The following is a 12,433-nucleotide window of genomic DNA, read 5'->3' on the forward strand; positions in this document are numbered from 1 at the left end:
GCGAAGGCGAGGAGCGTGGGGCCGGACGGGCCCTAGGCCACGCCCGCGAAGCGGGCGGTCAGCCAGACGGGGTCGACGATGGCCGAGCCGACCACGACGGCGTGCGCGCCCGCGGCCAGGGCCGCGCGTACGTCGTCCGGCGTGGAGTAGCCGCGCTCGGCGACGACCGGCACCCCGGCGCCTGCGACGAGGGTGGCCACAAGTCCCAGGTCGGGCAGGGGCCCGGAGTTCGCCTTGGCGGGGTAGCCCATCGTGGACGAACTGACGATCGCGGCGCCCGCCTCCACGGCGGTGCGTGCGTCGTCGATCCCCGGCACGCCCGCCTTGACCGGCTTGCCCAGCGCGACGAAGGACGCGACGAGTTCGGCCAGGTCCTGGCCGTCGTGTCGGCGCGCCGCCGCGTCCGCTTCCAGTTCCACGACATCGGCCCCGGCGTCCACCAGGGCGGCGGCGTGGTCGAGCGTCGGCGTGATGCGGACGACCCCGCCGTGCGAGCCGTCGATGCTCACGGCGAGCACGGGGAAGCCGGGGAGCGCGCGCTTCACCGCGCGTACGGCGTCCGGGCCGTCCATTTTCACGGCGACGGCGCCACCGGCCTGAGCGGCGGCGGCGAGCCGGACGACATCGTCGATGTTCTGCCAGGGCGACTGGGGCGACGGGGTGAGCGAGACGATCAGGCCGCGAGGAAGGATGTTCACGCCGCGAACTCCTCTCCGGCGACCAGGACGCGCTCGACGGCGACGTCCTCGTCGGTGACGATCAGGTCGGCCGGGCCGCCGAGGGTGAGTTCCCCCGCGCCGGTGAGCCCGTAGAAGCGGGCGGGCGCGCGGCTGGCCAGGTTCACCGCCCGGTCGACCGGCCAGTCGTGCTCGACCAGCTTGCGTACCTGCTGGAGCAGCGTCACCGTACTGCCGGCGAGGGTGCCGTCGGGCAGGCGCGGCACCCCGTCGGTGACCTCGACGGTGAAACCGCCCACGGTGAAGACACCGTCACCGGCCCCCGCGGGCGACGCGGCGTCGGTGACGAGCATGATGCGGTGCTCGGCGGCCTTGAGCGCGAACAGTGAGGTCTCCCGCGCCAGATGGATGTCGTCGGCGATGAGCTGGATGGCGACCTCCTCCCGGTTGAGCGTGGCGCCCGCGATGCCGGGCGCGCGGTGGCTGAACGCGATCATCCCGTTGAACAGGTGCGTGACCGCGCGGGCTCCCGCGTCGAAACCGGCGTACGCGGTCGCCGCGTCGGCGCCCGAGTGCCCGGCCTGCACGATGACCCCCTGGCCCGCGGCCCAGGCGATCAGCTCCGGCGCGCCCGGCAGTTCGGGGGCGACGGTGATCGTACGCAACGGCCCGGCGTCGAGGAAGCGTCGCACGATGCCGATGTCGGGGTCGCGGAGGTACTCGGGCCGGTGCACGCCCCGGTGGTGCGGCGACAGGAACGGGCCCTCGGCGTGCACGCCGACGACCTTCGCGCCGGGAGGCGAGGACGCCTGGAGCTTGTCCAGCACACCGAGCTGCCGGACCACGTTCTCCTCGGAGTCGGTGATGACGGTGGGCTGTACGTGGAAGACGCCGTCGCGGGTGAGGGCGGCGAGCGCCCGCTCGAACTCCTCGGCCGTGGCCGCGTTGAAGTCGACCCCGCCGTAACCGTTGACCTGGAGGTCGACCAGGCCGGGCAGGACGTACCCCGTGCCGGTCGAGGGCAGGCCGGTGCGTACCAGCCGTCCGCCGTCGACCTCGACGTCGCCCTTCACCCAGGCGCCGGCGACGACGGCGCCGCGTGCGGAAATTCTCATGGATACAACCTCGCTATATGGGGGGCTGGGCCGCGGCCGGTCGGCTCTGCGGCGGATTGATGGCGGTGCGCGCGGCCGGCCTGGCCCTGGAGGGCGGCGCGGAAGCGATAACGGTCACCGCGGTAGACGCTGCGGCACCACTGCACGACCCGGCGGTTCTCGTCGAACGTGGTCTGGACGATCCCCAGGACGGGGTCGCCCGGAGCAAGGCCGAGGTTCTCGGCGATGTCGGCGGTGGCCCCGCGCGCCTCGATGACGCAGTCGGCTCTGACCGCGTGCAGGCCGTACTCGTCGGAGAGCGTGGAGTACAGGGAAGCGGTGGTGAAATCGTGGTCGCCGAGGCCCGGCGCCAACTGCTCAGGGATGAGCGAGAAGTCGATCAGGGTCGGGATGCCGTCGAGATACCGCAGCCGGACCAGGTCGACGATGGGTGCGCCCGGGGCGACACCCAGCAGGTCCGCCTCGTCGAGCGAGCTGGCGCGGGTCAGGCACTTCAGCACTTTCGAGCTGGAGGTCAGGCCGTTCGCCTCCGCGAGGTCGGAGAAGCTCACCAGCCCGGTGGCGCCCTCCTCGATCGACTCCGCCTCGTCCTGGTCCGCGGGCCGGGCCGGGGCCGGCGCGGGCGTCTGCCCGCGCACCCACCGGGCGCCCATGACGACGGTGACCAGGCCGGCCGCCTCCAGATCCTTCAGTGCCTGACGGACGGTGACCCGGCTGACGTCGAACTGCTCAGCGAGAACCCGCTCGGAAGGCAGTCTCGAACCGGGCTCGATCACACCCGATTCGATGCGTTCCCTGAGGTGCTGCGCCACCTTGCGGTGCAGTGCTGGCGAAGTAGACATGACCCCGATTGTGTCTCGTGGAGTTGGTGGGAATGAACGTAATCAGCAGCCCGTGTCGCACGGTGCGAGGGCGGCCGTACCGCCCTCGTACGGCCGCCCGGCCGGGCTATTCGCCGTCGTCGAGTTTGGTTCCGGTGTCGAGGAAGAGGAACTCGTCCGGATCGATCCCCCGCGCCCGCGCCGAGCGCAGCGCCACCTGTTGCAGCAGCGCCGCCACGAACACCGGTATCTCCAGGGGGTTGTGCGCCTCGACCGGCACGACCAGGGTCCGCTCGCCGTGGACGACGGGAGCGCCCGTCCGCAGTTCGACGATCTGACGGCCGAGCGAGCCGAGGGCGCGCAGGATCTGCCCGTCGTCGGGACCGTCGAGAACGATGTGCAGCGTCGAGGGGTGGGTGGACTCCATCAGCCCGTGCAGGTACTGCCGCGTCTCGAACGACGCCGCGGGGACCCGCGTCACCTCGCGCAGCAGCAGCGCGCCGCTCTCGGCGACCCCGTACTGGTCCGCGGGCGCCACCAGGTCGATGATCGACGCGGCCGACAGCCGGTCCGCGATCTCCTCGGCCTGCGCGGAGGTCGCGTCGAGGAACCCGGCGAGCCGCTCCCCCAGGCTGAGCCACGTCGGCGACGGTTCGCCGTCGGTCCAGGTCTCGGCGAGCATGGAGACGGCCATCGCCGAGGCGGTGAACCCGATCGTCGAGGCGAGGCTGTCGGGCAGGTCGCCGAGGGTCAGCACCGAGTCGGCGGCGGCCGCCATCGGCGAGTCGGTGACGTTGACGACCGCGAGCTTGCGGCCGGTGGCCGCGCGCATCACGTCGACCGTCTCGCGGCTGCGGCCCGACTGGGACAGCGCGACGAGCGTGGTGGTCTCGTCGAACGGCCCCGCCTGCGCCGCGTTGAGCCGGACGCTGGGGATGCCGCGCGCCGACAGGTGGGCGACCGGTGCGGCGAGCGCCGCGAGGCTCGCGCCGATGCCGATGAACGTGGCCTGGTCGGGGCGGCCGACCGCACCCGCCGCGGCGAGCGCCCGCTCGCGCAGCACCGGTGCGACCTCGGTGAGCCGGCTGGTCTGGCTCAGCACGCCCTCGTCGAAGGGGATGAACCCCTGGCGCAGAAACGCGTTGACACTCATCGGCCGCTGGCCGCCCTTCCTCGTCGTGCCAGGGAATCGATCACCACGGCGGCCACGAGTACGGCGCCGGTGATCACGTACTTGACGGCGGAGGTCTGGTTCAGCAGATCCATGCCGTTGGACACCGCTCCGATGACGAGCATGCCGAGCAGTGCGGAGTACGCGGTGCCGCGTCCGCCGAACAGGCTGGTGCCGCCGATGACCGCGGCGGCGATCGCGTTGAGCAGGATGTCGCTGCCGCCGCTGGCCTGGTTGACCGCGAACAGGCGGGAGGCCGCGAGCACACCGCCGAAGGCGGCGAGCGACGAGGCGATCGTGAAGGCGATGACCTTGACGGTGCCGACCTGGATGCCCGCCCGGCGGGCCGCCTCGGCGTTGCCGCCGACGGCGAACAGCTTGCGGCCGAAGGTCGTGCCGCGCAGCAGCAGGTCGACCAGGACCACGAGTCCGACGAAGATGATCAGCGACAGGGGTATGCCGTGCCACCGCGCGAAGACGGTCGTCGCCGCGACGATCAGGACCGTGATCACTCCGGCGCGCACCAGGCCCCCGGTGAGCGGCCGTACGGTCAGGCCGCGTTCGCGTCGCCGTCTGGCGGTGAGGACCGTCCCGCCGAAGGCCGCGCCCGCGTAGACAGCGGCGATCACGTATCCGATCCACGCGGGGAGCGTGGTGTTGGCGAGCGAGGCGATGGTGCCGTCGTAGGGGATGTTGATCGTGCCCTGGTTGCCCAGGACGAGGAGTTGGCCGCCCTGCCAGGCGAGCAGGCCGCCCAGGGTCAGCACGAACGACGGAACGCCGAGCTTGGTGAAGATGAAGCCGTGGAACAGGCCGATCGCGGCGCCGAACACGACGGCCAGGACGATCGCGAGGACCGGCGGCCAGCCCTGGTTGATGCTCAGCACCACCATGGAGGCGGAGGTGATCCCGCTCACCGATCCGGCGGACAGGTCGATCTCGCCGATGATCAGGACGAACACGATGCCGAGCGCGATGACGCCGGTCGAGGCGATCTGCAGGCTCAGGTTGGAGAGGTTCTGCGGCGAGAGGAACCGCTGGTTGGCGATCTGGAAGACCAGCGAGATGACGACGAGGCCGAGGATGACGGGCAGCGCCCCGAAGTCGCCGGTACGCAGGCGCTGGACGCGCTCGCGCACCCAGTTCTCCTGCGCCGGCGGTCCTGGCGGCAGCACGCTCTGCCCGGCGGGGGCGGTTGCGGTGTTGGTGGTCACGGTCATCCTTCCTGAGCCCGGTCGCGGCGCAGCGTCCGGCGCTTTTGGGCACTGCTGTCGGCGACGCCGGTGATGGCGGCGACGACCTGTTCTTCTGTGGTCCCCTCGACGGGGAACTCGGTGACGCTGCGCCCGAGCCGCAGGCAGACGATGCGGTCCGCCACGTCGAAGACGTCGGCCAGGTTGTGGCTCACCATGAGGACGGCGTGCCCTTCGCTCCGCAGCCGCTCGATGAGTTCGAGCACTTCGGCGGTCTGCTCGACGCCGAGCGCCGCGGTGGGCTCGTCCAGGATGACCAGCCGCGGATCGCCGAGCAGGGACCGCGCGATGGCCACCGACTGGCGCTGCCCGCCGGAGAGCGAGGAGACGGGCGCGCGCAGGTCCTTGATCTTGACCGAGAGCCGCTTGAGCAGCCCGACGGCGACCTCTTCCATGTCGAGCGCGCTCAGGAAGCCGCCGTGGTGCTTCTCGCGGCCGAGGAAGAGGTTGGCGACGATGTCGAGGTTGTCGCACAGCGCGAGGTCCTGGTACACCGTCGCGATGCCGAGGCGGGTGGAGTCCGTGGGCTTGCGCGGGGAGACCGGCTCGCCGTTCACCGCCATGGTGCCGCCGTCGCGGGGGTGCGTACCGGCGATCGTCTTGATCAGGGTGGACTTGCCCGCGCCGTTGTCGCCGACGAGCGCGACGACCTCTCCCGCGGCGACGGTCATGCTGACGTCGCTGAGCGCCTGAACGGCGCCGAAGCTCTTGCTGATGTGTTCGAGTTCCAGCACGGGCGGCGGGCGTTCTCCCGCCCGGTCGGCCGCCCTGTCAACGGTCGTTGTCATCGGCGGTCTCCTTTCATGCCGAGTCGGTCCGCCGCGGTGGCGACCGCGATCGGTTGGGCGAGGTGCCACGCGCCGGCGCCGACGAGACCGGCGTCGTCGCCGCACACGGCGGCGCGTACGTCGACGTCCCAGGAGACGTGCGAGCGCGCGGTGTCGCTGATGCGGCGGTCGAGCTCGTCGAGGAGCTGCGCGCCGGCCGCGCGGGCGAGGCCGCCGCCGACGACCAGTACGTCGGGTGAGACGACGTGGCACAGGAGGATCGCGGCGGCGGCCGCCGCGTCGGCGATGTCGGTGAGGGCGGCGGCGGCCAGGGCGCGGGGGTGGGGCGCGGTCGGTACGGGGTCGGCGCCGGGGGCGCCGTCGCTTGAGGCGAGGTCGGTCAGGGCGCGGTAGTCGACGTCCCTGCCCAGTTCACGCCCGGCCTCGCGTACGCGCTGTCCCGAGCCGAGGTCCTCGATCATGGGGCGCCCGGCGCCGAGCAGGTGCAGGAATCCGATCTGGAACCCCGACACGCGTCCGGACAGCACGCGGCCGTCGCTCACCACCGCCGCGCCGATCCCCGTCGAGAGGGTCAGATAGGCCGTTGTCCCCGCGGTGGACCCGGCGCCGAAGTACGCCTCGCCGATCGCGGCCAACTCGGCGTCACCGGCCAGCTCGACGGCGAGTCCGGTGGCCTCGGAGAGGTACGCGGCCGACAGGCGGCCGAGGTCGGTGGACGGCAGATTGCGCGCCACGTGCAGACGGCCCTCGACGTGGTCCACCCGTCCCGGCAGTCCGACGACCGCCGAGACGGCGTCCGTACCGGCCGCGATCCGCGTCATGAGATCGGCGACCTGCTCGTGCGCCGCGTCGTGCCGGACGGGCTCCTTGAGCCTGGCGGTCACGGTTCCGCCGCGGTCGACGAGCGCCGCGCGGGCGGTGGTGCCGCCCAGGTCGACTGCGACGACCTGGGCGGCATCGCCGGTGGAGAAGGAGGTCACTTGATGAGTCCCGCCTCGACGCACGCCTTCTTGTAGTTGGCCGTGCAGATCTGATCGACGGTCAGATAGCCGCTGTCGAGCAGGATTTCCTTCATGTTCTCCATCGTCACGGCGATGGATTCGAGCAGGTAGGCGGGCACCTTGCCCGCGCCGTCGTCGATGGTGCCGTTGAGCAGTTCGCCGGAGGGCTTCTGCCCGGTGGCGAGGGCGGCGGCGGCCTTGGCGCCGATCCGCGCCTCGGTCTCGACCGGCAGGTACGTGCTCTCGTACAGGTCGCCCGCGACCATGTTCTGGATGGCGTCGAGCTGCGTGTCGAGGCCCGTGACGGGCGGCATCGGCTTGATGCCCGCGCTCTTCAGCGCGGCGACGACACCGGTGGCCATGCCGTCGTTGCCCGCGTAGACACCGGCGATCTTGGACGCGCCGAGCTTGGTGATGGCCTGCTGCATCTGGTTCTGCGCGTTGGCCGCCGACCAGCCCTTGGTGTCGTACTCGGCGGCGACGGTGAAGCCGGACTTGTCGATGACGCTGTGCGCGCCGTCCTTCTCCGGCTTGGCGCCCGAGTCGACGGGGTCGCCGTTCATCATGACGACGTTGCCGGAGGTCTTGCCGTCCTTCTTCAGCTTGTCGAGCAGTGACTGCATGCCGACGGCGCCCTGCTGGACGTTGTCGAACTTCACCCCGTAGTCCACGGCCGCGTTGTAGATGACGCGGTCGTAGCTCATGACCTTCGCGCCCTGCCTGCGGGCGCTGGCGACCACGGCCCCGGCGGCCTTGGAGTCGACGGGGTCGATCACCAGCACGCTGGCCCCTTCGGTCAGCGCGGACTCGGCCTGGCTGAGCTGCTTGCTCGCGTCCCCGGCCGCGTTGTAGTAGCGGAGCTGACACTTGGGGCAGCTCTCCGCGAGCTGCTTCTCGAAGGTCGGCTTGTCCCGCGCCTCGTACCGGGCGGTCGCGTTCTCCGGGAGCAGCAGCGCCACGATCGGCTTGTCCTTGGCCTTGCCGCCGCCGGAGCCGCCGGTCGAGCCGGAGGTCGCGTCGGATGTGTCCGACGAGCACGAGGCCAGCATGAGGGCTCCAACTACAGCCACCCCCGCAACGGCCATGCGTCGGCGGTGTGAATGAGAAGTAACGTTCATGAGAGTTTCGTCCACCTCTGAGCCATGTGTAGCGGGGTGAGTTGCCTCAAGCTAGATCTGGTATCAACCAGTGGTCAACCCTCTGGTATTACAGCTCGATAACCTAAGCAAACCACTGGTATTACCCCGAGGTGACCAGCAAATTTCCCTCTGCCCCACCCGCACAGCCCGCGCCGCCGCCCCCGTCGACCCCAACTCCCCCGCGATTCCCCCCGACCCCCGCCCTCCCTCTGGTACGAACCACCGGTCGTATGCAATCCCACCCCGGCGCACCGACCCCCTCCGAACAGAAAGCCCCCGCAGACACGAAGAGGCCGGCCCGGACGCGCCTCACCGGAGGCAAGCGAACTGGACGGCCTGTGGAACCTTGGGGACGCACGTGGGCCCAGCGGACGACAGCGCACGGGCGGCGGCGTGGACGAGGACCCGCAAGATGCCCGGCGAGCGGACGCGCGACCGGATCGGCGCAGCCTCCTCGGCTCACCTCAGGTGGGCGAAGATCCATTCCCGGGCGGCTCCAAGACCAGCACCGACCCATGGCGGTTCCGCCGACTTCGGCGGCCCGCCCGCAGTGGCCGAGCTAGGGCGTTTCGTTTGGATCATCGGGCGGACCAGATGAAGATGCCGGCGAGGTGGAGTCCGGCGAGGTAGATGGTCGCGGTCTTGTCGTATCTCGTGGCGAGGCCGCGCCACTGCTTCAAGCGGTTGATGCACCGCTCGACGGTGTTGCGCTGCTTGTAGGCGTCACGGTCGAAGCCCGGCGGTCTGCCGCCGCGGCTGCCCCGGCGGAGTCGGTGGCCGCGCTGGTCGGCCGGGACGGGGATGACTGCCCGGATGCCCCGTCTGCGGAGGTGGTCGCGGATGGCGCGGGAGGAGTACGCCTTGTCGGCCAGGACCACATCGGGTCGGGTGCGGGGCCGCCCGCGCGGGCGGGGGACGCGCAGGCGGGCCATGACGTCGGGGAAGGCGGGTGCGTCACCGGCTTGCCCGGCGGTCAGCACGAAGGCCATCGGCCTGCAGCGGTCGTCGGACGCCAGGTGGATCTTCGTGGTCAGTCCTCCGCGGGATCGGCCGATGGCATGGTCGTGCGGCTCGCCGGCCGGGACCCCTTTTTACGGGCCCCGGCCGCGTGCTGATGCGCGCGCACGATCGTGGAGTCCACCGAGACGGCCCAGGTCAGGTCCTCATCCGCGTCGGCCCGGGCCATCAGCGCGGTGAAGACCCGCTCCCAGGTGCCGTCCACCGCCCACATCCGCAGCCGGTTGTACACCCCGCGCCAGTTGCCGTACTTATCCGGCAGATGGACCCACTGAGACCCCGTCTGAAACTTGAAGGCGATCGCATCGATCACCTCACGGTGATCCCGCCACCGCCCACCCCGCCGAGGCGTCCGGTCCGGCAACAACGGCTCGATCCGCGCCCACTGCGCGTCGCTTAACGGCACACCCGGACCAACGATCAGATGATCCGAACGAAACGGCCTAGCCGGAAGGGTGAGTCAATCGGCTCACCGTTGCATAGTCGTCGGATGCGTGAACCGTAGCCAACAGGATAGCGCCGTCAGAACACTCGAGAACCGCTGGGTTGTTACCCGGGATCGGCGCATAGGCAGCTTCCCCCGTGAAGGCATCGAGAATGTGTACAGGGCCCGCACCGGAAGACACGAACAGAAGCGCGGACTCATTCAAACAGCCCGCGGCGATGGCACCGACGTCCGATCCCATCGACAAAGGAGGACCCAGCGGCTCACCAGTCACCCCGTTATACCGAGACAAGTTTCCATTCATGTCGAGTGACGCCAGGACAGCCCGGCCGTCGGGATGCGTCAGCGCAGTCATCCTCATGTTGTATTCGCCAAAACCATGAATATGTGATCCGAATGGCTCGCCGGTCGAGGCGACCCACCGATACACAACTCCAGCCTCGTCCTCCGCCGCGATGAGGACCGTGCCGTCCTTGAGCGACAGTGACGTGATGGTCTTCAGCGGATAATCCGGCCCCGTCAGTTGAGGGCTCAACGCTTCGCCGGTAGTCGCGTCCCAATAGTGGATGAACGGCTCACACTGCGCGGCAACAGCGATGAACGCTCGCCCACCGGGCAGCGGCCCACTGGTGACGTCCCAAGCGGTGTCATCAAACTCAGCCATCGCGCCAACGGGCACGGGCCTGCCACTTGCAGCATCAACCCGCACCACCCCGATATCCGTGGCCACCGCGACGACGGCATCACCATTCGTCGGGGCGGCCACCGCAAGCGTCGATATCAGATCCTCGCCCGCAAACCTCCAGAGCATTTCACCGGTGCGAGGGTCCCAACGCCAACAATCGTAGCCGGTACCGTTTGAGAGCAATATGGGTGTATCACTCTCACCTTGAGCCAAAACCGGCACGACGCCGTCCGGAGCTTCTTCCGCAAACACTGTTTCCAGGACCACATCTAGCAATTCGAGCACAACGCTTCCCAATCTCCGCATTACGCGGCGCCGACACATCTCCAGAGCTCCGACGAGCGGAGGCCGCATCCCAGAATTCCCCACCCGACCCCTGACGGATCGACGCACCTCGTTGAAGGCGACTATGCGCGACGGAGAGTGTCACCGTCAGCCGGGAGCCATGGTGGCGGGAGGGGGCGGCGGAGGGATGAGTCGGGCTTCGGCTCGGTCGAGGCGTCTGGTTGTGCGGCTGTGGGCGGCCCGGGCGGCGGCGAGGAGGACGCCGATCGTCAGGCAGAAGACACCGAAGCCGGTGGTACCCACGATCAGGAAGATGGCGCCGAGGACGAGATAGAACCCGGCGAGCCAGGGCAGCCACCGAAGGCCGCTGCGCGCCGCCTTGCGTTGGCGTCGCAGAAGGACGGTCATGGCGTGCCGTACGGCCGGGTCCGCGGGAACGCGTCCCTTGCGCAGGCGGCGGGCGACCACCGGGATCTGCCGGGGCCGGATTCCGGCCTCCTCGGCGAGGTGTCGCCGGAAGGTCCGTTGCCGCCACAAGCCCGCCGTGGCGGCGCCCAAGCCGCCCGCGAAACCGCCGAAGTTGAAGCCCAGCCAGAACCACAGCGCGGCGTACATCACCGCGAGGAAGGCCACTGCCGTCCCGACACGCACCCACAGGCGGTCGTACCAACGGCGTTCACCGTCCCAGTCCACATCCCCGTCCTGGCGGTACTCGCTGCTCATCCGCGCCCCCAACTGCCGTCGCCACAAGGACAGTCGTCTACCCCCGAGGATCGCGCGAACGCGTCGTCACGATGTCAAGCCCGGTGCCGGTGCGGCCCCGTCCGAAAGATCGTGGCCCGTACAGGTCACTGCCCGTACGGACCCCATCCCGGTGTGCCGCTGGGCCCCCGGGGTCATCGGTCGTCCCTGGAGGAAACAGCCCCAAGCTGGTCCCCGCGCACCTGGAGGGGACCGAGCCCGTCGTCGGGGGCAACTCGTCCTGGGGCGGCGTCAGCGGGGGCGGCGGCGGGTGTGCTTGTCGCCGAGGGTGGAGGGCAGGAAGAGGATGTCCTTCTGGTTGAGGTTGACCCCCGGCGGGACGATCTCGTCGATGCGGTCCAGTACGTCGTCGCTGAGTGCGACATCGGCGCCGGCCAGAAGATCGGTGAGCTGCGCGGGGGTGCGCGGACCGAGCAGGACCGAGGTGACCGCCGGGTGGGTCAGCACGAACGCGGTGGCCAGATGGGCGAGTTTCAGCCCCGCTTCGGCGGCCAGTTCGGTGAGCTCTCCGACGGCCTTCGCCTTGGCCCGGTTCCCCGGTTCCGCCTGGTCGAACAGGGGCGTGGCGGCTCCCGCGTTGCGGTGACCGGCGGTGGGATCGGCGCGGCCGGAGAGCCAGCCGGATCCGAGCGGGCCGAAGGTGAGGACGCCCATGCCGTATCGCTGGGCGGCCGGCAGCGTGGTGGCCTCGACGCCGCGCAGCAGGACGTTGTACGGCGGCTGCTCGGACCGGAAGCGGTGGTGGTGGCCGCGCTCGGCGGCCCACTGCGCCTCGACCGTCTGCTCCGGGTGGAACAGCGACGAGCCGATCGCCCGTACTTTCCCGGCCCGGATCAGGTCCGAGAGCGCGGAAAGCGTCTCGTCGAGGTCCGTGAACGGATCCCAGCGGTGCATCTGGTAGAGGTCGATGCGGTCGGTGCCGAGACGGCGCAGGCTCCCCTCCACCGCCTGGGTGATCCACCTGCGCGATCCGCCCCGCCGGTTGTCGTCCGATCCGATCGGCAGCCCGAATTTGGTGGCGAGGACGACCTCGTCGCGCCGCCCCTTCAGCGCCTTGCCGACGATCTCCTCGCTCTCACCCGCGGAATAGACGTCCGCGGTGTCGATGAAGTTGATGCCTGCGTCCAGCGCGGTGTGGATCATCGCCACGGACTCGCCGTGGTCGGTGTTGCCCATCACGCCGAGCATCATCGTCCCGAGGGCGAATTCGCTCACCGACATACCCGTACCGCCGAGGACTCTGCGTTTCATGGTGCGCTCTCCACTGTCGTGCC

The 12,433-nt window shown here is 70.1% G+C and carries 12 protein-coding genes; all 12 read right to left on the reverse strand.

The window, feature by feature from the left end; all coding sequences use genetic code 11:
- Nucleotides 1-32 precede the first annotated feature (32 nt).
- The 12 genes from ACIQCJ_RS14250 to ACIQCJ_RS14305 all read right to left on the reverse strand — a co-directional run bounded on the left by ACIQCJ_RS14250 (nucleotide 33) and on the right by ACIQCJ_RS14305 (nucleotide 12,410).
- Nucleotides 33-698, reverse strand: coding sequence for an N-acetylmannosamine-6-phosphate 2-epimerase (locus ACIQCJ_RS14250; protein ID WP_391046085.1), 666 nt, complete (start codon nucleotides 696-698; stop codon nucleotides 33-35).
- Nucleotides 695-1,792, reverse strand: a complete 1,098-nt coding sequence (gene nagA, locus ACIQCJ_RS14255; RefSeq protein ID WP_402711515.1) for an N-acetylglucosamine-6-phosphate deacetylase — start codon at nucleotides 1,790-1,792, stop codon at nucleotides 695-697. Before nagA ends, ACIQCJ_RS14250 begins: the two co-directional genes overlap by 4 nt.
- Nucleotides 1,789-2,634 carry a GntR family transcriptional regulator gene (locus tag ACIQCJ_RS14260; RefSeq protein ID WP_355342525.1) on the reverse strand — a complete coding sequence of 282 codons (846 nt, stop codon included), beginning with the start codon at nucleotides 2,632-2,634 and terminating at the stop codon, nucleotides 1,789-1,791. The genes nagA and ACIQCJ_RS14260 overlap by 4 nt, the downstream gene beginning before the upstream one ends.
- Nucleotides 2,635-2,740: 106 nt before the next feature.
- Nucleotides 2,741-3,766 carry an SIS domain-containing protein gene (locus tag ACIQCJ_RS14265; RefSeq protein WP_355342528.1) on the reverse strand — a complete coding sequence of 342 codons (1,026 nt, stop codon included), beginning with the start codon at nucleotides 3,764-3,766 and terminating at the stop codon, nucleotides 2,741-2,743.
- Nucleotides 3,763-5,004: a sugar ABC transporter permease gene (locus tag ACIQCJ_RS14270; protein WP_391046090.1), complete on the reverse strand. Its 1,242-nt coding sequence runs from the start codon at nucleotides 5,002-5,004 to the stop codon at nucleotides 3,763-3,765. Before ACIQCJ_RS14270 ends, ACIQCJ_RS14265 begins: the two co-directional genes overlap by 4 nt.
- Nucleotides 5,001-5,825 (reverse strand): ATP-binding cassette domain-containing protein, encoded by an 825-nt coding sequence (locus ACIQCJ_RS14275; protein ID WP_188280229.1) that lies wholly within the window; start codon nucleotides 5,823-5,825, stop codon nucleotides 5,001-5,003. Before ACIQCJ_RS14275 ends, ACIQCJ_RS14270 begins: the two co-directional genes overlap by 4 nt.
- Nucleotides 5,822-6,805: an ROK family protein gene (locus ACIQCJ_RS14280; RefSeq protein ID WP_391046092.1), complete on the reverse strand. Its 984-nt coding sequence runs from the start codon at nucleotides 6,803-6,805 to the stop codon at nucleotides 5,822-5,824. Before ACIQCJ_RS14280 ends, ACIQCJ_RS14275 begins: the two co-directional genes overlap by 4 nt.
- Entirely contained in the window at nucleotides 6,802-7,875 is a 1,074-nt protein-coding gene (locus ACIQCJ_RS14285) for a substrate-binding domain-containing protein (RefSeq protein ID WP_366823751.1), read from the reverse strand. Before ACIQCJ_RS14285 ends, ACIQCJ_RS14280 begins: the two co-directional genes overlap by 4 nt.
- Nucleotides 7,876-8,543: 668 nt before the next feature.
- Nucleotides 8,544-9,403 (reverse strand): IS5 family transposase gene (locus ACIQCJ_RS14290; RefSeq protein WP_402711737.1). Its coding sequence is split into 2 segments (ribosomal slippage): nucleotides 8,544-9,046 and nucleotides 9,046-9,403, totalling 861 coding nucleotides; the frame shifts between segments, so codons are not numbered across the junction.
- Between the two features lie 22 nt (nucleotides 9,404-9,425).
- A complete protein-coding gene (locus ACIQCJ_RS14295; protein ID WP_402711516.1) occupies nucleotides 9,426-10,409 on the reverse strand; it encodes a PQQ-binding-like beta-propeller repeat protein in 984 nt (327 codons plus the stop codon).
- A gap of 135 nt (nucleotides 10,410-10,544) precedes the next feature.
- Nucleotides 10,545-11,120, reverse strand: coding sequence for a hypothetical protein (locus ACIQCJ_RS14300; RefSeq protein WP_402711517.1), 576 nt, complete (start codon nucleotides 11,118-11,120; stop codon nucleotides 10,545-10,547).
- 270 nt (nucleotides 11,121-11,390) lie between these two features.
- Nucleotides 11,391-12,410, reverse strand: coding sequence for an aldo/keto reductase (locus ACIQCJ_RS14305; RefSeq protein WP_402711518.1), 1,020 nt, complete (start codon nucleotides 12,408-12,410; stop codon nucleotides 11,391-11,393).
- Nucleotides 12,411-12,433 lie beyond the last annotated feature (23 nt).

Origin of the sequence: Streptomyces sp. NPDC093221, from assembly GCF_044753885.1 — a bacterium.
Taxonomy (GTDB): Bacteria; Actinomycetota; Actinomycetes; order Streptomycetales; family Streptomycetaceae; genus Actinacidiphila.